General features: G+C 66.9%; 17 protein-coding genes. 9 read left to right on the forward strand and 8 right to left on the reverse strand.

What is annotated here, in order from left to right; genetic code table 11:
• Positions 1-96: 96 nt before the first annotated feature.
• Both mexE and IB261_RS12295 read right to left on the reverse strand, forming a co-directional pair.
• A complete protein-coding gene (gene mexE / locus IB261_RS12290) occupies positions 97-1,332 on the reverse strand; it encodes a multidrug efflux RND transporter periplasmic adaptor subunit MexE (RefSeq protein ID WP_192223124.1) in 1,236 nt (411 codons plus the stop codon).
• 256 nt (positions 1,333-1,588) lie between these two features.
• A complete protein-coding gene (locus IB261_RS12295) occupies positions 1,589-2,503 on the reverse strand; it encodes a LysR family transcriptional regulator (protein ID WP_017517481.1) in 915 nt (304 codons plus the stop codon).
• A 313-nt stretch (positions 2,504-2,816) separates the two neighbouring features.
• On the opposite strand from IB261_RS12295, the gene IB261_RS12300 reads away from it, so the two are divergent.
• From IB261_RS12300 to IB261_RS12310, 3 genes are all read left to right on the forward strand, one after another.
• A complete protein-coding gene (locus IB261_RS12300) occupies positions 2,817-3,836 on the forward strand; it encodes a zinc-dependent alcohol dehydrogenase family protein (protein ID WP_192382972.1) in 1,020 nt (339 codons plus the stop codon).
• 440 nt (positions 3,837-4,276) lie between these two features.
• Entirely contained in the window at positions 4,277-4,735 is a 459-nt protein-coding gene (locus IB261_RS12305) for a (2Fe-2S)-binding protein (RefSeq protein ID WP_081516800.1), read from the forward strand.
• Positions 4,736-4,746: 11 nt separating this feature from the next.
• Entirely contained in the window at positions 4,747-6,990 is a 2,244-nt protein-coding gene (locus IB261_RS12310; protein ID WP_081516801.1) for a xanthine dehydrogenase family protein molybdopterin-binding subunit, read from the forward strand.
• A gap of 55 nt (positions 6,991-7,045) precedes the next feature.
• Here IB261_RS12310 and ptrC read toward each other — a convergent pair whose 3' ends face one another.
• Entirely contained in the window at positions 7,046-7,237 is a 192-nt protein-coding gene (gene ptrC / locus IB261_RS12315) for a type III secretion system co-regulatory protein PtrC (protein ID WP_081516802.1), read from the reverse strand.
• Positions 7,238-7,444: 207 nt separating this feature from the next.
• Here ptrC and IB261_RS12320 point away from each other — a divergent pair, with 207 nt between their 5' ends.
• A complete protein-coding gene (locus IB261_RS12320; protein ID WP_024762270.1) occupies positions 7,445-7,780 on the forward strand; it encodes a ribonuclease E inhibitor RraB in 336 nt (111 codons plus the stop codon).
• A gap of 272 nt (positions 7,781-8,052) precedes the next feature.
• Here IB261_RS12320 and IB261_RS12325 read toward each other — a convergent pair whose 3' ends face one another.
• The 4 genes from IB261_RS12325 to IB261_RS12340 all read right to left on the reverse strand — a co-directional run bounded on the left by IB261_RS12325 (position 8,053) and on the right by IB261_RS12340 (position 13,038).
• Complete coding sequence (locus tag IB261_RS12325; RefSeq protein ID WP_192211239.1) at positions 8,053-8,712, reverse strand: DsbA family oxidoreductase; 660 nt, start codon at positions 8,710-8,712, stop codon at positions 8,053-8,055.
• 173 nt (positions 8,713-8,885) lie between these two features.
• Positions 8,886-11,297, reverse strand: coding sequence for a TonB-dependent receptor (locus IB261_RS12330; RefSeq protein WP_192382971.1), 2,412 nt, complete (start codon positions 11,295-11,297; stop codon positions 8,886-8,888).
• 302 nt (positions 11,298-11,599) lie between these two features.
• Positions 11,600-12,535 carry a FecR domain-containing protein gene (locus IB261_RS12335; protein ID WP_192382970.1) on the reverse strand — a complete coding sequence of 312 codons (936 nt, stop codon included), beginning with the start codon at positions 12,533-12,535 and terminating at the stop codon, positions 11,600-11,602.
• Complete coding sequence (locus IB261_RS12340; protein ID WP_151186738.1) at positions 12,535-13,038, reverse strand: sigma-70 family RNA polymerase sigma factor; 504 nt, start codon at positions 13,036-13,038, stop codon at positions 12,535-12,537. The genes IB261_RS12335 and IB261_RS12340 overlap by 1 nt, the downstream gene beginning before the upstream one ends.
• Before the next feature lie 258 nt (positions 13,039-13,296).
• On the opposite strand from IB261_RS12340, the gene fusA reads away from it, so the two are divergent.
• Positions 13,297-15,405, forward strand: a complete 2,109-nt coding sequence (gene fusA / locus IB261_RS12345; RefSeq protein ID WP_081516807.1) for an elongation factor G — start codon at positions 13,297-13,299, stop codon at positions 15,403-15,405.
• Between the two features lie 435 nt (positions 15,406-15,840).
• Here fusA and IB261_RS12350 read toward each other — a convergent pair whose 3' ends face one another.
• Entirely contained in the window at positions 15,841-17,316 is a 1,476-nt protein-coding gene (locus IB261_RS12350) for a PAS domain-containing sensor histidine kinase (RefSeq protein ID WP_151186739.1), read from the reverse strand.
• Positions 17,317-17,542: 226 nt separating this feature from the next.
• Here IB261_RS12350 and IB261_RS12355 point away from each other — a divergent pair, with 226 nt between their 5' ends.
• From IB261_RS12355 to IB261_RS12370, 4 genes are read left to right on the forward strand one after another with little or no spacing between them, the layout of a single operon-like run.
• Positions 17,543-18,694 (forward strand): acyl-CoA dehydrogenase family protein, encoded by a 1,152-nt coding sequence (locus IB261_RS12355; protein WP_192382969.1) that lies wholly within the window; start codon positions 17,543-17,545, stop codon positions 18,692-18,694.
• 31 nt (positions 18,695-18,725) lie between these two features.
• A complete protein-coding gene (locus IB261_RS12360) occupies positions 18,726-19,097 on the forward strand; it encodes a hypothetical protein (RefSeq protein ID WP_192382968.1) in 372 nt (123 codons plus the stop codon).
• Positions 19,098-19,100: 3 nt separating this feature from the next.
• Positions 19,101-19,601, forward strand: coding sequence for a nuclear transport factor 2 family protein (locus IB261_RS12365; RefSeq protein WP_405307951.1), 501 nt, complete (start codon positions 19,101-19,103; stop codon positions 19,599-19,601).
• Positions 19,598-20,761 (forward strand): amidase, encoded by a 1,164-nt coding sequence (locus tag IB261_RS12370; RefSeq protein WP_151186741.1) that lies wholly within the window; start codon positions 19,598-19,600, stop codon positions 20,759-20,761. The genes IB261_RS12365 and IB261_RS12370 overlap by 4 nt, the downstream gene beginning before the upstream one ends.
• The last annotated feature ends 8 nt before the right edge of the window (positions 20,762-20,769 follow it).

Below are 20,769 nucleotides of genomic sequence, written 5' to 3' on the forward strand. Positions count from 1 at the left end.
CGAACGCTGCGGTTCGCCAAACCCGGGACAAAGGTCACCCAAGGCCCTGGTGGGACAGGGCCTGGTACATCAGTTCATGGATTACGGGTTGGGGGGTCAGCCGCGCGGCGCACCCGGCTTGGCCGATTTCTCGGCGACCTTCGGTGCCTCGAAGCTCTCCAGCGCGCGACGCTGGCTTTCGAGGTTGGCGAGGGTTTCCTTGCTGGCCATCTCGACACCCTGGGCATCAACCTGGGCGCCCGGGCGGACCCGTTGCAGGCCATTGACCACGATGCGGTCACCCTTCACCAGGCCGCTGCGGACGATGCGCAGGCCTTCGAGTTTCGGGCCCAGTTCGATGCCGCGGTACTGCACCTTGCTGTCCTTGTCGAGCACCAGCACGAACTTCTTGCCAAGGTCCGTGCCGACCGCTTCGTCCTTGATCAGCGCGGCGGGGTAGGTGCCACTGCCGACCAGCTTGATGCGGGCATACAGGCCGGGGGTGAACTGGTTGGCGTCGTTGTCGAACACGGCGCGGCCACGGATGGTGCCGGTCTTGGGGTTGACCTGGTTGTCGAGGAAGTCCAGGCGGCCCTGGTGGGGGAAGCCGTCCTCGCCGGTCAGGCCCAGATACACCGGGCTGGTGCCACGGGCGTCCGGGCCACCCTTGCGGGCGAGGTCGACGTACTTCAGGTAGACGCGCTCGTCGGCGTCGAAGTAGGCGTAGACCTTGTCGGTGGAAACCAGGGTGGTCAGCACGCTTTCGCCGCTGTTCACCAGGTTGCCGGCGGTGACTTCGGCGCGCGAGACGCGGCCGTCGATGGGCGCGGTGACCTGGGTGAACGACAGGTTCAGGCGGGCGTTGTCCAGTTCCGCCTGGGTCGCGGCGACCACGGCTTTCGCCTCGGTGGCGGCGGCGGTGCGGGCGTCGGCGAGTTCCGCGGAAATGGCATTGGTGGCGCGCAGGCGATCGCCACGGGAGGCTTCGTTGACGGTACGGGTCTGGTTGGCGCGAGCCTGTTGCAGCTGGGCCTCCAGGCGATGGACCTCGGCCTGGAACGGCCGCGGGTCGATCTGGAACAGCAGGTCGCCTTTCTTCACCAGCGCGCCTTCACGGAAGGCGACGCGGTCGATGTAGCCGGAGACGCGCGGACGCAGTTCGACGGACTCGGGAGCCTCCAGGCGGCCGGTGAACTCGTCCCATTCGTTGATCGGTTGTTCGATGACGTCCGCCACGCTGACCTTGGGGGCGGCCATGTTCTGCGCCGCTTCCTGGCCCTTGCCGCAGGCGCTGAGAACCAGCACGGCGGCCAACGCCAACGGAATACGCAAGGTGTTCAGATTTCGCTCCATGGAAATACTCCGGCGATCTAATTGGTTTTGGGATTTCTGATGGAGCGGAGTCTGCGCAAGGGGGCGCCCGGGAACTAATCGAACGAGCAGATTTTGATTATCACGCGCAGTGATAAATGCTTTTGCACTATGCGCAGGAATAGATAGAAGGAGTGGGCACGGGGATTGCCGCGAGCGCGCGTTCCCCTGTAGGAGCGGGCCATGCCCGCGATCGCGCGCATGGCGCGCTCCTGCAGGTTGAATCGGTTGTCGGGTGTCAGAGACTGTCCGGATCACCCACGAACATGGTGATGCGCGAGCGCAGCCAGCGCTCGGCCGGGTCCTGGTCCTGGGCGCCGCGCCAGACCATGGACAGCTCGGCCAGGCGGGTGGGGAAGGGCGGCTCCTCGGCGCGCAGGCCGCCGGCGGCGGTCAGCGCCAGGGCCACGTATTCGGGCACGGTGGCGATGATGTCGGTGCCGGCCAGCAACTGGGCGAGGCCGACGAACTGCGGCACGGCCAGCACCACCTGGCGCTTGCGGTCCATCTCGGCGAGGGTCTGGTCGACGAAGCCGTCCAGGTCGCCGGCGTAGGACACCAGCGCGTGGGGCCGCGCACAGTAGTCATCGAGGGTCAGCGCACCGGGAATCGAGTCGGCACGGAGGATCTTCCAGGTGCTGCGGCGCAGGGTCTTGCGCTTGGCGTTGGCCGGCAGCTCGTCGGTGTAGCTCACGCCTACGGAAATTTCCCCGGACGACAGCAGTTGCGGCATCAGCAGGTAGTTGGCGCGGCGCACCACCAGGGTGATCCCCGGCGCCTCGGAGCGCAGGCGGCGCAGCAGCGGCGGCAGCAGGCCGAACTCCACGTCATCGGACAGGCCGATGCGGAACACCGCCTTGCTGGTGGCCGGGTCGAAGTCGGCGGCGCGGCTCAGGGCGGTGGAAATGGAGTCCAGCGCCGGCGAGAGGTGGCCGAAGATTTCCTGCGCCCGCGCGGTAGGCTCCATGCTGCGCCCGGTGCGGACGAACAGCGGATCGTCGAACAGACCGCGCAGGCGCGCCAGGGCCGCACTGATCGCCGGCTGGCCGAGGAACAGCTTCTCGGCGGCGCGGGTCACGCTGCGTTCATGCATCAGCGTCTCGAAAACGATCAACAGGTTGAGATCAACCTTGCGGAGGTCGTTGCGGTTCATAGGGACTCCCTGGCGATGGGGGAAAAGTGGGGCCGAGCGTGTCCTGAGTCAAGTCTGTCAGATAAGTCCTTGATCAATTTCCACTTTTTTAATGAGAATCTCGCCCCGGCCGTGTGGTCAGACTCTGTAGGAACAGAGTCGCCCCGGTCCCTCCCGCAGCCCCGTCGCAGAGCCTTGCAGCCGCGCCGGACAAGGCTTTCAACGCGGGCCGAATCATCGGCGTTTATGTCAATTATCAATGGTGAACGGTGGCGTCACCCCTAAAGCCCGGATAGAGTCCGTGGCTATGAGCACTACTAAGGCGAGGTATGTGATGTCCCGCATGATCCGTTTCCACCAGTTCGGTGACGCCTCGGTCCTGAAGATCGAGGAAATGCCGACCCCGCAGCCGGGGCCGGGTGAAGTGCTGGTCCGTACCCAGGCACTGGGCGTCAGTTGGCGCGACGTGCTCTGGCGGCAGAACCTCGCCCCGGATCAGGCCAAGCTGCCGGCGGGCATCGGCTATGAACTCTCCGGCATCGTCGAAGCCGTGGGCGAGGGCGTTGAAGACCTCGAGCCCGGCGTGGCGGTGGCCAGTTTCCCGGCGAACTCGCCGAACCTGTACCCGGCCTGGGGCGACCACGTCATCGTGCCGCGCACCTCGCTGACCCGTTATCCCGAGGTGCTGACCCCGGTCGAAGCCGCCGTGCACTACACCGGCCTGCTGTATTCCTACTTCGCCCTGGTGGAGTTGGCGCAGATCAAGCCCGGCCAGCGCGTGCTGATCACCGAGGCCGGTCACTGCCTCGCCCCGCAGGCGGTGCAGTTGGCCAAGGCGCTCGGCGCCCGGGTGATCGCCACCACCAGCCATGAGGAAACGCGCGAGTTTCTGAAGGGCCTGGGTGCGGACAAGATCATCTACACCGAGGAGCAGGACCTGGTGCTGGAAGTCGAACGCTTCACCAAGGGTGAAGGCGTGGAGATCGTCCTGGACCAGTGCGCCGGCCCGCAGATGAAACTGCTGGGTGACGTCGCCGCGCCGCGCGGCAAGCTGATCCTCTACGGCATCAATGGCGGCAACGACGCAGCCTTCCCGGCCTGCGCGGCGTTCAAGAAGCACCTGCAGTTCTACCGCCACTGCGTGCTGGACTTCACCGGGCAACCGGAGATCGGCCTGACCCGCAACGACGAAGCCGTGCAACGGGCGCTGACCGCGATCAACCAGATGACCGCCGACCAGCTGCTCAAGCCGAGCATCGACCGGGTGTTCGATTTCGCCCAGTACCGCGACGCCAACTACTACATGGAAACCTGCCCGGGCGGCGGCCGTGTGGTGATGAAGATGCCGGAGTGATCCGTCATCGGTAGCTGAAAAAGCCACTCTTCGGAGTGGCTTTTTTGTGCGCGCCCATTATCGCTACCCCGGCGACGGTTAAAGGCTTGCTGAAATGTAGGATGGGTGGAGCCTAAGCGATACCCATGCTGTCGCCGCGCAGGATTGATGGGTATCGCTGCGCTCCACGCCATCCTGCGAGAAGCAGCATGGGTTTTCCGAGTTGTACTCGTCCGCCGCAAAGCTTCGGAGTAGAGGCCTCTATACACCGCGATATCCCCCGCAGTATCAGGCAAGCCTCGGGAGAACCAGGCAAACCGCTCGGCGCCTTCCTCGCGTATCGTCGCGGCACCTGCCGGCCGCTGCGCCTAGGCTGAATCCATTGCGTGCCGGAGCCGCTGCGCTTGGCTCCCTTTCAAGACCCTGTTTTTTATCACCCAGTGAAAGAGGTGAAATTCCTGATGATTACCGTGAACCTGAACGGCAAGGACCACGAGCTCGACGCCCCCGGTGAGATGCCGCTGCTCTGGGCCATCCGCGACGTCGCCGGGCTGACCGGCACCAAGTACGGCTGCGGCATGGCGCTGTGCGGCGCCTGCACCGTGCACATCGACGGCCAGCCGACGCGCTCCTGCGTCACCCCGCTGGCGGCGGTGGCCGGCAAGAAAATCACCACCATCGAGGCGGTGGCCGAGCAGGCCGCCGGCAAGGCGGTGCAGGAGGCCTGGCGCAAGCTCGACGTGGTGCAGTGCGGCTACTGCCAGTCCGGGCAGATCATGTCGGCCACTGCGCTGCTGGCTTCGAACAAGAAGCCCAGCGACGCTGACATCGACGCCGCCATGAGCGGCAACATCTGCCGCTGCGCCACCTATGCGCGGATCCGCGCGGCCATCCACGACGCCGCCCAGACCCTGGCTTGAGGACCGAAGTCATGCTCGAACCCCGTACCGACGAACAGCCGGCGCAGCCCGGCAGCATCCTCAACGTCAGCCGCCGCGGCTTCCTGCGTGGCGCTGGCGGCCTGGCCCTGGGTATCTATTTCGCGCCGCTGCTGGGCAAGCTGGGCGACGCCCAGGCGGCCAGCGATTTCGAGGCCAACGCTTTCGTGCGCATCGCCCCGGACGGCACCGTCACCGTGATCGCCAAGCATGTGGAAATGGGCCAGGGCAGCTACACCGGCCTGGCCACGCTGGTGGCCGAGGAACTGGACGCCGACTGGAGCCACGTGCAGGTCGAAGGCGCCCCGGCTGACGCCAAGCGCTACGCCAACCTGGCCTTCGGCAACCTGCAGGGCACCGGCGGCAGCAACGCCATGGCCAACTCCTTCGAGCAGATGCGCAAGGCCGGCGCCAGCGCCCGCGCCATGCTGGTCGGCGCAGCGGCGGAACAGTGGAAGGTGCCGGCGGCGCAGATCGAAGTGCACGACGGCGTCGTCACCCATCCGGCTTCCGGGCGCAAGGCCGGCTTTGGCGAACTGGCCGAGGCGGCGGCGAAGCAGCCGGTGCCGGCGGACGTGAAGCTCAAGGACCCGAAGGACTTCAAGCTGATCGGCCAGGTGAAGCTGCCACGCAAGGACAGCCCCTCGAAGACCGATGGCACCGCGCAGTTCACCCAGGATGTACACCTGCCCGACATGCTGGTGGCCGTGGTCGCCCACCCGCCGCGCTTCGGCGGCGTGCCGGCGAAAGTCGATGCGAGCAAGGCCAAGGCCGTGCCCGGCGTGGTCGACGTGGTGCAGTTCCCCGGCAGCGAGCGGCGTTTCGCCGGGGTCGCGGTACTGGCGAAGAACACCTGGGCCGCGCGCCAGGGTCGTGACGCGCTGCAGGTCGAGTGGGACGAGAGCAAGGCCTTCAAGATGGGCAGCAAGGAAATCTTCGCCCAGTACCGCGACATGGCCAGCAAGCCGGGCCTGGTGGCGCGCAACGAAGGTGACATCGGCAAGGCGCTGGAGAAACCGGCGCACCTGATCGAGGCGGAATACCAGTTCCCCTATCTCGCCCACGCGGCCATGGAGCCGCTGAACTGTGTGGTCTTCCTCAAGGAAGACGGCTGCCAGATCTGGAACGGCGAGCAGTGGCAGACCGGCGACCAGATGTCGGTGGCGCAGCTGCTGGGCATGCCGCCCGAGCAGGTGAGCATCACCCAGCTGTACGCCGGCGGCAGCTTCGGCCGCCGTGCCAATCCGCATTCGGACTACGTGCTGGAGGCGGTGGCCATTGCCAAGGCCGCCCGCGAGCAGGGCGTGAAGGTGCCGATCAAGATGGTCTGGACCCGCGAGGACGACACCCGCGCCGGCTACTACCGTCCGGCCTTCCTGCACCGCGCGCGGCTGGCGGTGGATGCCCAGGGCAACCTGGTGGGCTGGGAGCAGCGGCTGGTGGGGCAGTCCTTCATCGTCGGCACGCCGTTCGAGAAGTTCATGGTCAAGGACGGTGTCGACAAGATCGCCGTCGAAGGCGCCGCCGATCTGCCTTACGCCGTGCCGAATCTGCGCGTCGAACAGGCGCTGGCGGAGAACGTCACGGTGCCGACCCAGTGGTGGCGTTCGGTGGGCCATACCCACACGGCGTTCTCCACCGAGACGCTGGTCGACGAAGCGGCCATTGCTGCCAAGCAGGACCCGTACGAGTTCCGCCGCAAGCTGCTGGAAAAGCACCCGCGTCATCGTGGCGCGCTGGAGCTGGTGGCGCAGCGGGCGAACTGGCTGGCGCCGCTGGAAAAGGGCAAGGACGGCGAACAGCGCGGTCGCGGTATCGCCGTGCACGAGTCGTTCGGCAGCTTCGTCGCCCAGGTGGTCGAGGTGACTTACAAGGCCGACAAGAGCTTCAAGGTGGACCGCGTGGTCTGCGCGGTGGACTGCGGCCTGGCGATCAACCCGGACGTGATCAAGGCGCAGATGGAGGGAGGCATCGGCTTCGCCCTGTCGGCGGCGCTGCACAGCGCCATCACGCTGACCGACGGCAAGGTCGACCAGTCCAACTTCCACGACTTCCAGGTGCTGCGCATCAACGAGATGCCGGTAGTGGAGGTGCACATCGTGCCGTCCGCCGAACCGCCGACCGGTGTCGGTGAGCCGGGCGTGCCGCCCCTGGCGCCGGCGCTGGCCAACGCGCTGTTCGCGGCGACCGGCAAGCGTATCCGCACGCTACCGATCGGCAATCAGTTGCAGGCGTGAGGTTCGAAGCCTGAAGCAATAGCCCCGCGAATGCGGGGCTATTGCTTTGCAGGGTCTACGCTGAAAGAACCGCCGGGGCCTGCTCGCAGATCAGTTCGCGCAGCGCCCGGCGTTCGGCTGGCGGCGTGGCGGCACGGAGCAGGGCGAGGCCACCGTCCTCGTCGGGGATGGCGATTTCGGTCTCGAAGTGCAGTTGCACCTCGTCCAGGGTGATGTAGGTGATGCGGTAGGCCTCGGTGCTGTGCATGGTCGCAGGCTCGATGAGGGGAGGGCGCAGGCCCGATGGACACATCCTCGCGCCAGGCGGGCAAGCTCGGAAGTGAAACGCCGTGATGGTGAACATCACGAAAGGCGATGGTGCCGGCGAGATTTTCCGGCAGTTGTCATGCAGGACGGGTATCCTGCGCGGGCGTGCCCACACCGGGCACTTTGTAAATCGAACTGGAGCAGTGACATGAGCCGCGACAAGCAGCTTTTCCCGGAAGACGAAATCGGCGATGCCCTGTGGGCCCTGCAGGAAGACGGCGAAGACCTCTCCCTCGAGCATGAGGTGGAGTTCGCGGTGATCTTCCCGGACGAGCAGTCCGCCCTGGACTTCGCCATCATGCTGCTGCAGAACGGGCAGAAGGTGGCGTACTCCGAGTACGACGGCAACGACAAGCTGCCCTGGCAGGTCCTGGCCTACCCGGTGATGGAGCTCTCCCACGAGCACATCAGCGGCTACGCGGCGCTGCTGTCCGAGCACTCCGCTGACCTGGGCGGTCAGATGGACGGCTGGTCGGCGCTCTGATCGGCTGATGCTGCACGAGAAACGGCGCCTTCGGGCGCCGTTTTTCTTTTGTGGCAAATGCAGGCGGGCGGCCCTTGCAGGGCGCATAACGCGCCAGCGTTATCCGCCGTGCGGGTGCCGGCGGATAACCTGTTCCAGATTATGCGCCCTACGGTCCTGCAATCCTTCGCGGATAATGTCCGCTCCTACAGGGGAGCACCGCGTTCGCAGGAAACGACCGTGCCAAATGAAAAGGCCCGCGCGAAGCGGGCCTTTTCACTGCGGTAGAAGGCTCACTCCGGCAACGGTGCATTACGCGCCACCTGGCGCAGCGCCTGCTCGTAGTAGTCGGTGCTCTGCGCCCCGGAGATCAGCTGGCGACCATTGAGGATCACTGCCGGCACCGCGCGGATGCCATGGCTGGTGTAGAAATCCTCCTCGGCCACCACCTCGTCGGCGTAGGCGTCGCTGTCGAGGATTTCCCGCGCGCGCACCGCGTCCAGGCCGACGCTGACGGCCACTTCCAGCAGCACTTCCGGGTCGCTCGGGTCGCGCCCTTCGCCGAAGTAGGCGTGCAGCAGCGCCTGCTTCAGGGCGATGTCGCGGTGCGATTCACCCGCCCAGTGCAGCAGGCGGTGGGCGTCGAAGGTGTTGTAGATGCGGCTGCGCTTCTTCAGGTCGAAGTGCACGCCGACTTCCTCGCCCATGGAGCGCAGGTGCTCCTGATTGCGGGCGATGTCCTCGGCGCTGCTGCCGTACTTGCGCTGCAGGTGCTCCACCAGGTCTTCCCCTTCGGCGGGCATGTCGGCATTCAGTTCGAAGGGCTTGATGCGCAGTTCCACGGTCAGTTCGCCGTCTACCCGGCGGATGGCGGCCAACAGGCCGTTGAGGCCGATGGCACACCAGGGGCAGACCACGTCGGAGACGAAATCGATGGTGATGGCGTCGCTCATGGGGCGAACTCCGGCAATTGGGCGAGCTTCCAGCATGGACCCGGAAGGGCGTTTCGATCCAGTGGCGAGACGGCCGGGAGTGCTTTTCGCCTGATTGCCGGGGGTCTGCACCGCCGGGCTGAAGCGCCGGCGGCGGGGGGATGGGGTGCGACTTCCTTGTCGCGATGGGGAAATCAGAAGTCGACGGTCATCGACAGCTTCAGGGTGCGCGGGTCGCCCTGGGTCAGGTAGCCGCCGATGGTGGAGGCCCAGTACGACTTGTTGGCGACGTTTTCCAGGTTGGCGCGCAGGGTCACGTCGCGCTCGTCCACCTTGAAGGCGTAGCGGGCGCCGAGGTCGAAGCGGGTCCAGGCCGGGATGCTCAGGTCGTTGGCCGCGTCCAGGTATTGACCGCCGGTGCGCAGCACGCGGCCGTTGAGGGCGGCGCCCTGGATGCCGGGGACGTCCCAGTCGGCGCCCAGGTTGTACTGGAAGGTCGGCACGCCCACGGCACGGTTGCCGTCGGTCTTGCCGCCGGCAGTGTTCTTCAGCTCGGTGTCGATCCAGGTGCCACCGGCCAGCAGGCGCAGGCCGTCGACCGGCTCACCGAAGAGGTTCAGTTCGATGCCGCGGTTTTCCTGTTCGCCATCGACGCTGAAGATCTTCGAATCCGGGTCGGTGGTGCTGAACGGCTGCTCGATGCGGTAGAAGGCCAGGTTGCCGCCGTAGCTGCCGAAGTCCAGCTTGGCGCCCACTTCCACCTGCTTGGAGCGGTTCGGCGCGAAGACTTCGCCGAAGTTCGAAGCGCTGCTGGGTGCGGTCGGGCCGGCGGCCAGACCTTCGATGCGGTTGGCGTAGAGCGACAGGTACTCGGTGGGTTTCACCACCAGGCCGTAGACCGGCGTGGTGATGGACTCGTCGTAGCTGGCGGTGCGCTTGCCGACGTAGTTCCAGCCGTCGGTGCCGATGCTCTGGCGGCGCACGCCGACGGTCAGCAGCACGCGGTCATCGAGGAAGCCCAGGGTATCGGCGGCGGCCACGCTCCTGTTCAGCGTCTTGCCGACGATGCCAGGGTCGCTGTAGTCGCCGCCGGCCAGGGTCGGCGCGGGCTTGGGCGTCTGCACCGGGTTGTAGAGGTTGGTCGGGTAGCGCTTGGTGGTCATGGTGTAGGCGCTGCGCTGTTCGGCCCAGATGCCGGCGACGCTGAGGTTCATCTGGTGGCTGACCGGGCCGGTGGCGAAGTGGCCGTTGAGGCCGGCCATGGCGCTCTTGTTGTCCTCGTCGTGGGTGGCGTCCATCATGCCGCCCCCCGCGTCGCCGCTGTTGTCGTTGAGGGTCAGCGCGGAGTAGGCGCCGTTCTCGCGGGTGTGCTTGGCGCCACCGGAGAGGTAGGCCGTCCAGTTGTCATTGAGGTCGTACTCGGCGCGGAACATGCCGAAGGTGTCTTCCAGCTGCGAGTAGCTCCAGGACTGGCCGTAGTTGTGGTCGGCATCCGGGGCGTGGGGGATGCTGGTGACACCGCTGCCGACGTAGACCACCGGGCGGCCCTGGTTGATGCGCTGCTTCTGGTAGCCGAAGTCGGTGTTCAGGCGCAGGCGCTCGCCACGGTAGTCGAGGTTGACGGTGGCCAGCTTGTAGCGCTGGTTCTCGTCGTCAACGCCGGTCTCGCCTTCGCGCTGGGCCAGGTTGACCCGCGCGCCGAAGCGGTTGTCCTCGCCGAAGCGCTGGCCGAGGTCGAGGTGCTCGCCGATCTGGTTGTCGCTGCCGTAGCCCAGGGTCACGCTGCGGGTGGGGGTGTCCTCGGCGCGCTTGGTCTGCAGGTTGACCGCGCCGCCGATGCCGCTGCCGCTGGGCGTCACGCCGTTGATGAAGGCGTTGGGGCCCTTGAACAGCTCGACGCGCTCCAGCGACTCGGTGCCGATGATCTGCCGCGGGGTGACGCCGTACAGGCCGTTGAGCGAGACATCGTCGGTGCTCAGCGGCAGGCCGCGGATGACGAAGATCTGCGAGAAGTTGCCGTAGCCGTTGCCCTGGCGCACCGAGGCGTCGTTGAGCAGTACGTCGCCGACGGTCTGCGCCTGGGTGTCCTGGATGGTCTTGGCGGTGTAGCTGGCGAAGCTGAAGGGCACGTCCTGGATATCCTGGTTGCCCATCATGCCCAGTTGCGCGCCCCGTGCGACCTGGCCGCCGGCATAGGCGGGCGGCAGGTCACCGGGTTGCCGGGCGGCGCCGCTGACGGTGGTGGCGTCCATTTCCAGGGCGCCGCTGTCATCGGGGGCGGCCTCCACGCCGTAGCCGCTGCTCTTGCGCACCAGGCGGTAGCCGCTGCCTTCAAGCAACTGCTCCAGGCCCTGCTCGGGGGCGAAGCTGCCTTTCAGGCCCGCGCTCTGCTGGCGGTTCAGCGCCTGCGCCTCGAACGCCAGCGGCACGCCGGCCTGGGCGGCGAAGCGCGCCAGCACCTCGCCCAGCGGGCCGGGGGCGATGTCGTACTGGCGCTGCTGGCTGGCGGCTTCGGCGGCCAGGCTGGGTAGCACGACGCCGCCGGAAAGGGCCAGGCCGACGGCCAGGGCGAGGGAGTGCGGGCGGAGGCGGGAGCGGAGGAGCATGGAGTGTTCCTGTCGGCGAATGGAGGTTGTCTTCCTCGTCACCGGGCGAGATTGGAAAAGGTGTCAGGGATGGGTGAAAAAATTTCAGAGGGGGCCATTTGTAGGATGGCGTGGAGCGCAGCGATACCCATCGGTCCGTGCGTAAACAGCATGGGTATCGCTTAGGCTCCACCCATCCTACAAAGGTGCTCATGGCAAGGACGGTCGGCAGTTCGTAGGGCGCATAACGCGCCAGCGTTATCCGCCACGGGCATGCCGGCGCATAACCTGTTCCAGGTTATGCGCCCTACGGGGGTGGTCGTTCATGCCGGCTCCACGGTGACCCAGTAGCGTGTCATCCGCCGCAGTTTCACCGGCAGCATGTCCGCCAGCAGCGCGAGGCCGGCGTCGCTGTCGCCCAGCGGTATCGCCCCGGTCACGCGCAGGTTCGCCAGGCGCGGGTCGCAGCGCAGGAAGCCGCTGCGGTAGCGGCCCAGCTCGCCCAGCAGGTCGTCCAGGCGCATCCCCTGGGCCAGCAGCATGCCGTTTTCCCAGGCGCTGGCGTTGGCATCCGCTGTCTGCAGCGGCTGGAAGCCCTGCGCGCCGAACACCAGTTGCTGGCCGGCGCCGACTGTCTGGCTTGCGTAGCCCGGCAGCTCGATGCTGACCTCCTTGTCGAGCACCGCGACGCGGCATGCATCGCCCAGGTCGCGCAGGCTGAAACGTGCGGCCGGGGTGCGCAGCTGGCCGTGGCGGCTGTCGACGAGGAAGGGGCGCGGGTCGGGCAGGGCGTCGACGAGGATTTCGCCTTCGAGCAGGCTCAGGCGCCTTTCGCGGGCGTTGAAGGCCACGTTCACCGCGCTGTCGGTATTCAGGGTCAGCTGGCTGCCATCGGGCAGGCGCAGGTGCTTGCGCTCGCCCACGGCGGTGCGCAGGTCGGCGTTCCATTCCGCCCAGGGCAGCTGCCGCGCCGCCAGCCAGGCGGCCGGCGCCACGGCCATCAGCACGCCCAGGCGGTTGAGCATCTGCCGGCGGCTCAGGCCGCTGCGTTGCAGGCTCTGCCGGCCAAGGCCCGGCGGCAGCTGGCGCAGGCCCAGCAGGGCTTCGGCGCGGCGCCAGGCTTCGGCGTGTTGAGCGCTGCGCGCGCGCCATTGCTCGATGGCCTGCAGGTCGGCGCTACTGGCCGGGTGTTCGTTGAGGCGCACCAGCCAGTCGGCGGCTTCGCCGAGGATGCCGGGGTCCAGCGGTTGCTCGCGCATCAGGCGATGCTCAGGCAGGCGACGAAGCCGGCGCGCATGTAGCGCTTCACGCTGGCCAGGGAGATGCCCAGCTGCCCGGCGATCACCGGGTAGGTCAGGCCATCCAGTTGCGACAGCAGGAAGGCCTCGCGGGTCAGTGCCGGCAGCTCGCTCAGGGCGGCATCGATGCGCTCCAGCGCTTCGAGGATCAGCTCGCGGGTTTCTGGGCCGGGCGCCTGCTCTTCGGGCAGCGCGGCGACGCTTTCCAGATAGGCGCGTTCGATCTCCTGACGCCGCCAGCGGTCCACCAGCAGGCCCTTGGCGATGTGGGTGAGGAGGGCGCGCGGGCGCTCGCCGAGGTCCTCCAGCGGCCGCCGCAGCAGGCGCAGGAAGGTGTCATGGGCGAGGTCGGCGGCATCCCAGGCGTTGCCCAGCCTGCCGCGCAGCCACTGCTGGAGCCAGCCGTTGTGCTCGTTGTAGAGGGTGTGCAGATGCTGCGGGGACGGGGTTTCGACGAGGGCCACAGTGTGTGCGTCAGATTTTCATTTGAGAATGCCTATCATTTTATGGTTTTCCCGCCGCATAGCGCAATGGCACGGCGGCGCAGCCGGTCGGACGACGCCGCCCGCGACCCTCCGACACTGGAATTGCCACGAAGACGCGCTACCTTGAGCCTGTTGCGCTCAGAAATTTCTGACGCCGTACTTCCTCTCGCCGTCCCGCGCAGGCAACGGACCCGCAGCAGCAGGCCCGGCAGTCACCCAGCAGATACGGAGCACACCATGGCTCGCACCACGCCCATCGAGCTTTACCGCAACATCGGCATCGTCGCCCACGTCGACGCCGGCAAGACCACGACGACCGAGCGCATCCTTTTCTACACCGGTGTGAACCACAAGATGGGCGAGGTGCACGACGGCGCGGCGACCATGGACTGGATGGTGCAGGAACAGGAGCGCGGCATCACCATCACCTCGGCGGCCACCACGGCGTTCTGGCAGGGCTCCTCCAAGCAGTACCCCAACAAGTACCGCTTCAACATCATCGACACCCCCGGCCACGTGGACTTCACCATCGAGGTGGAACGCTCCCTGCGCGTGCTCGACGGCGCGGTGGTGGTGTTCAGCGGCGCCGATGGCGTCGAGCCGCAATCCGAGACGGTCTGGCGCCAGGCCAACAAGTACCACGTGCCGCGCCTGGCCTACGTCAACAAGATGGACCGCCAGGGCGCCGACTTCCTCCGCGTGGTGGCGCAGATCAAGCAGCGCCTGGGGCATACCCCGGTGCCGATCCAGCTGGCCATCGGCTCGGAGGAAACCTTCGCCGGGCAGATCGACCTGGTGAAGATGAAGGCCATCGTCTGGAACGACGCCGACCAGGGCACCAGCTACACCGAGGAACCCATCCCGGCCGAACTGCAGGCGCTGGCGGACGAGTGGCGCGCACACATGGTCGAGGCCGCGGCCGAAGCCAACGACGACCTGATGAACAAGTACCTCGAAGGCCAGGAACTGACCATCGAGGAGATCAAGGCCGGCCTGCGCCAGCGCACCCTGGCCAACCAGATCGTCCCGGCGGTGCTGGGTTCCTCGTTCAAGAACAAGGGCGTGCCGCTGGTGCTCGACGCGGTGATCGACTACCTGCCGGCGCCCACGGAAATCCCCGCGATCAACGGCACCGATCCGGACGACGAAGAGAAGCACCTGGAACGCCACGCTGACGACAGCGAGCCGTTCTCCGCGCTCGCCTTCAAGATCGCCACCGACCCCTTCGTCGGCACCCTGACCTTCGCCCGTGTCTATTCCGGCGTACTGAGCAGCGGCGACGCCGTGCTCAACTCGGTGAAGATCAAGAAGGAGCGCGTCGGCCGCATGGTGCAGATGCACGCCAACCAGCGCGAAGAGATCAAGGAAGTGCGCGCCGGCGACATCGCCGCGCTGATCGGCATGAAGGACGTCACCACCGGCGACACCCTGTGCTCCATCGACAAGCCGATCATCCTCGAGCGCATGGACTTCCCCGATCCGGTGATCTCCGTGGCCGTGGAACCCAAGACCAAGGCCGACCAGGAGAAGATGGGCATCGCCCTGTCCAAGCTGGCCCAGGAAGACCCCTCGTTCCGCGTGAAAACCGATGAGGAAACCGGGCAGACCATCATCTCCGGCATGGGCGAGTTGCACCTGGACATCATCGTCGACCGCATGCGCCGCGAGTTCAACGTCGAGGCCAACATCGGCAAGCCGCAGGTGGCCTACCGCGAGGCGATCCGCAGGAAGTGCGAGATCGAAGGCAAGTTCGTCCGCCAGTCCGGTGGCCGTGGCCAGTTCGGCCACTGCTGGATTCGCTTCGAGCCGGGCGACGAGGGCAAGGACGGGCTGGAGTTCGTCAACGAGGTGGTCGGCGGCGTGATCCCGCGCGAGTTCATCCCGGCGATCCAGAAGGGCATCGAGGAACAGATGCAGAACGGCGTGCTCGCCGGCTACCCGCTGATCGGCCTGAAGGCCTCGGTGTTCGACGGCTCCTACCACGACGTCGACTCCAGCGAGATGGCGTTCAAGATCGCCGCTTCCATGGCCACCAAGCAGCTCTCGCAGAAGGGCGGCGCGGTGCTGCTGGAGCCGGTGATGAAGGTCGAGGTGGTGACGCCGGAGGATTACATGGGCGACGTGATGGGCGACCTCAACCGCCGGCGCGGACTGATCCAGGGCATGGAAGACACCCCGGCGGGCAAGGTCATCCGCGCCGAGGTGCCGCTGGGCGAGATGTTCGGCTACGCCACGGACGTGCGTTCGATGTCTCAGGGGCGGGCGAGCTACTCGATGGAGTTCACCAAGTACGCCGAGGCGCCAGCGAACATCGCCGAGGCGATCATCAAGAAGTCCCAGGGGTGAGTTGTTCCTGAACCGATAACGGCGCCCGCGGGCGCCGTTTTCTTTGGTGGAGCCTAGCGATGGCGCATTTCGTAGGGCGCATAACGCGCCAGCGTTATCCGCCGGGAATGGCGGATAACCTGTTCCAGGTTATGCGCCCTACGGTGCTGCATTGACTTGGGTGTTTCTGCGTCGCTTCGGCGTGCGCGCGGACATAGTGTTTCGCCCCCTCGGGCGAGTTACTTTTCCAAACGACGGAAGGCCGCCCCCAAAAAGTAACCAAAAGGCTTGCCCCGGACATCCGGTTTTTCGCTTCAACGAGGCCTCCTGAACGGGGCACTCGGCGCGCACGGATATTTCTCTGGAAGTCTTCGGGAGCGAAAAGCAGGGTGTGCGCCGGCCTTCTTTTGTAGGAGCGGGCCATGCCCGCGACCCGCCGGCTGGGCCGGCGGTCAATCACTCCGCCAACGGCAACTCGAAACAGAACATCGCGCCACACGGCTCGACATTCTCCGCCCAGATATCACCGCGATGCCGCGAGACGATGCTCTGGCACAGCGCCAGACCAATGCCGTTGCCGCTCACCTTCGACGTGAAGAAGCCATCGAACAGCCGTTCCTTGGCGCCGGCATCGATGCCCCGGCCCTGATCGAGGACTGACAATCGCGCGCTGTTCCCTTCGCTAGAAGTGCGAATGCGCAGCAGGCGGCGCTCTTCGGGGAGGTTGAGCATCTCCTCGATGGCGTTGAAGGCCAGGTTGAGGATCACCTGGCCGACCAGCACCTTCTCGCAGCTCACCCACAGCGGCTCCTCGCAGCGCTCCAGCTCCACGCGCACATTGCTCGGCTGGGCCTTGAGGCTGATGAAGTAGAGGGTTTCGCCGAGCAGTTCGTTGAGGTCGATGCGCTGCTCGGCCTGCTCCAGCTTCACCACGTATTCGCGCACGCTCTTGATGATCAGCGAGGCGTGCTCGATCTGTCGCACCGCGCTGTCCAGGCCCCAGGCGGCGGAGGCTTCGGTCTTCTGTTCGCGGTCCAGGCGGATCAGCGCGCCCTCGATGAAGTTGCGCGTGGCCGCCAGCGGTTGGCTGAGCTCGTGGGCAATCGCCAAGGCCATCTCGCCCATGGCGTTGTAGCGCGCCAGGTACTCCAGCTTCTGGTCGCTCTGGCGCTGCGCCTGGGCCGCGCGCACCTGTTCGGTGACGTCGCGGAACAGCAGCAGGTGGCCGACCAGGTCGTCCTCGATCTCGATGTAGCGGCAGGTCGCGTGGTGCCAGCGCCATTCGCCGTCCAGGCGCTGCAACTGGTAACTGACGGAATAGGGCTCGCGGCTCGGCGGCTGCATGGCGAGGTGGTGTTCCAGGCGCGGGCGCGTGGCGGTGTCGCAGCGGCCGAGGAAGTTGTGCGCCAGCCAGTCGTCCTGGCTGCCGCCCAGCAGGGGCAGGGCGGATTCGCTCAAGAAACGCAGGTTGCCGTCGGCATCCAGCACCGCCACGCCTTCGGCGAGGTCCTGCATGAAGGCCTTCAGGCGGCTCTCGAAACGCTGCAGGTCGCGCTCGACCTGCTTCTCCTTCGAGATGTCGCGGAACTGCACCATCAGCACATCGCGCTCCTGCAGGTGGACGCGGGTGGCGACGGCTTCAGAGAGGATTTCCACGCCCTGCTTGGAGCGGTAGCACCACTCGATGGTGCGCTGCCCGGTGCGCGCGGCGCCTTCCAGCCAGCGCAGGCCGACCGAGCGGCGGTACTGCGGGGCCTTGGCGGTCATGTCCGGCGCTTTCAGCGGTACCAGCTCTTCGAGGGTGAAGCCGAGCACGGCCAGCGCTGCGTTGTTCGCCCAGAGGATTTCCTTGGTCTGCGCGTCGTGGAGGATCACGCACAGCGGCATGGCCTGGAGCAGGGCGAGGAAGTCGTCGGGCTTGGGCTGGAACATCGAGCGTGCTCTCGGAGGCAGGTTCGGATTGGCAGTGGCGTCTTTATACCGCGCAGCGTAGCGCGAAGGGACTGCGGAGTAACCCGGCGCCGACTAGGGGATTTCTTTAGGCATGGGGCTGCACGCACCAATAGTTGGGCGGGCAGGGCGGTTCATACACTGGCCCCAACGACGACCGGCCCGCATCGAACGGGCCGGCCCTACAAGAACAACCGGAGATGACGCCATGCTGCGTGCCGCTCTCGCCGAACCGCTCGATGCGGACGGCCGTGCCCTCGAATTCCAGCGCGTACTGGATGAAGTCCGCCAGCGCCGCGAGGAGTTCGACACCCGCTCCTTTGTCCCGCGCGACATGGTCGAACGCTTCCGCGACGTGGGCATCTACCGCGCTGCCACGCCCAAGTGCTTCGGTGGCGACGCGCTGCCGCCGGCGCAGTTCCTCCGTCTGGTCGAGCGCATCGCCGAAGCCGATGGCTCCGCCGGCTGGGTTGCCAGCTTCGGCAGCGCCAGCACCTACCTCACCGCGCTGCCGCGTCACACCCTTGCTGAACTCTATGCCGACGGCCCGGACCTGGTGTTCGCCGGTGGCCTGTTCCCGATCCAGCCGGCGACCCAGGTGGAAGGCGGCTGGCGTGTCAGCGGTACCTGGAAGTTCGCCAGCGGCTGCAAGGGCGCCGACGTGCTCGGCGTCGGTATCGGTATCGGCGGGCCGGGCGGCAAGCCGCGCACCGCGCTGCTGCGGGCAAAGGATGTGGAGATCGTCGAGAACTGGAACGTGGTCGGCCTCAAGGGCACCGGCAGTCACGACCTGAAGCTGGACAACGCCTTCGTCGCGGACGACTGGACCTTCATCCGTGGCGGCCAATCGAACATCGACGAGCCACTGTACCGCTACCCGACCATTGCCTACGCCGCCCAGGTACTCGCCGTGGTCAACCTCGGCCTGGCACGCGCGGCGCTGGACGAGATCACCCGCATGGCGTCGTCCAGCGGCGTGACCGGCGCGCCCAAACTGGGTGACCGCGCCTACGTGCGCATCGAGATCGGCAAGGCCGAGGCCGAGCTGCAGGCCGCGCGCGGCTTCTTCTATGACGCCACCGAGGCCGTCTGGGCATCCATTCTTGCGGGCGATGCGGTCAGCCCGGAGCAGGTCAGCCAGCTGCGCCTGTCCGCCGTGCACGTGTCCCGCGCCGGCGCCGACGTGGTGCGCCGCGCCTACACCCTGGCCGGAACCACGGCCATCTATATGCACCACCCGCTGCAGCGCTACCTGCGCGACGCCATGGTGGTCACCCAGCACGCCTTCTTGAGCGACGGCATGTACGACGGCGCCGGCGCGGTGCTGCTCGATGTGCCGCCGTTCCCCGGATACATCTGATTCGAACCCATAAGAACAAGGACCCAGAAACATGACCCGTCCGACCACCGAACCCTTGCGCGTACTGTTCTGCATCGGCATCGCCCAGCCGTTCTTCGACCTGCCCACCGGTGAAGGCATCACCGTGTGGAAGGGCTTCTCGCAGATGATGGGCGACCTCGACGCGCTGCCGGGCATGAACGTGCTCGGCGTGCTGGATGACGACCGCCTGATGGTCGGCCCGTCCACCACCTCGCCCTGGACCGTCTACATCATGGCCGACGTGGACTGCCACCAGACCGTGATCGACGCCTGCAACCTGTTCCGCACCACTCCGGTGGGCGAGTACAGCCTGTGGAAGTACGCCAAGGTCGAGGCGCGCATCGGCCGCCCGCTGACCATTCCCGAAGCCGCGCGGACCTGAGCCATGAGCAGCCTGAGCATGGCCGAGCTGAACCGCCGCCTGGAGACCCTCGAAGGGGAAAGCCAGGTGCGCCGGTTGATGGCCCGCTACATGGACCTCTGCGACGTGCCGCACGCGCCGGTGGCGATGAGCGAGCTGGCCGAGCTGTTCAGCGAGGACGCGGTGTGGGAGGGCATCGGCTCTTCCACGGCGCAGACCTTCGGTCATCACCAGGGCCGCGAGGCGATTGCCGCGTTCGTCTTCGGCTACCTGCCGCCGTCGCCGCACTTCACCCTGAACCTGCACTTCCTCACCAGCGAGTCGATCCGCGTCGACGGTCGCACCGCTCGTGGGCAATGGATCATGCAGCAGCTTTCGACCTACGCCGAGGGCCACACCGAGCTGTTCGGCACGCGCCTGGACATCGATTTCCGCGAGATCGACGGGCGCTGGCAGATCAGCCACTTCCGCACCCAGCGCCTGTCGCAGCGCCTGCTGGGCAGCGCAGAGGAGACCCGTCCATGAGCACCTTCGTCAGCGAGTTCCTCCTCGGCCGCAACGATAACGGCGACGGCAAGCGCGTCGCGGTCAAGGACAGCATCGACATCGCCGGCTACCCGACCCGTTGCGGCACCCGTGCGCTGGCCGACGCCGCGCCAGCCGAGCGCAACGCCTTCGTGGTCGACGCTGTGCTCAACGCCGGCTGGCAGATCGTCGGCAAGACCAACCTTCACGAACTGGCCTTCGGCGTCACCGGCATCAACGACTGGACCGGCACGCCGATCAACCCGATGGCGCCCGACCGCGTGCCGGGCGGCTCGTCCAGCGGTTCCGCGTCTGCCGTGGCGGCCGGGTTGGCGGATATCGCCCTGGGCACTGATACCGGCGGTTCGGTCCGCGTACCGGCGGCCTGCTGTGGCATCGCCGGGCTGAAGCCGACCTTCGGCCGGGTCAGCCGCGACGGCGTGCATCCGGCGCAGAGCAGCCTGGATTGCGTCGGCCCGTTCGCCGCCAACATGGCCGACCTGATCGCCGCCATGCAGGTCATCTGCCCCGGCTTCGGCGAGGTCCGGATGCCGGGCGAGGGTGCCCGCGTGGCCTTCCTCGAAGTGCCGGCGGCGCCGCACATCCAGGCTTGCCTGGGTGCCGCCGCCGACCGCGCCGGCTGGCGCCGCAGCCACCTGTTCCTCGGCGAGTTCGAGGCGGCTTTCCAGGCCGGGCTGGTGGTGATCAACCACGAGAACTGGGCCGCTTATGCGGCGCTGACCGGCAAGGGCCTGATCGGTGCCGATGTCGAGCAGCGCCTGCTGCTGGCCAGTCGCACCACCGACGCCGAGCGCGCCGAGGCCCAGAAGGTGCGCGACGGTTTCACCCGCGCTATCGACGCTGCGCTGGAGGACTTCGAAGTCCTGCTGTTGCCGACCATGCCCGACCTGCCGCCGCTGCTCAGCGATGCGCGCAACGGCAAGTCCGTGGCGGGCATGACGCCTCTGGTGCGGCCTTTCAACCTGAGCGGACACCCGGCGCTGACGGTGCCGGTGGACCTGGATTGCGGCGGGCTGAAAGTCGGCCTGCAGATCGTCGGCCGCAAGGGCGACGACGAACGTGTGTGTGCCTTCGGCGCGCAACTCGAACACAGCCTGGCTGCCACGCGGCCTGCGCAAAAACATAAGAAATCGGCATGAGGAGATGG

Source organism: Pseudomonas sp. PDM20 (genome assembly GCF_014852575.3).
In the GTDB taxonomy this organism is placed as follows: Bacteria; Pseudomonadota; Gammaproteobacteria; order Pseudomonadales; family Pseudomonadaceae; genus Pseudomonas.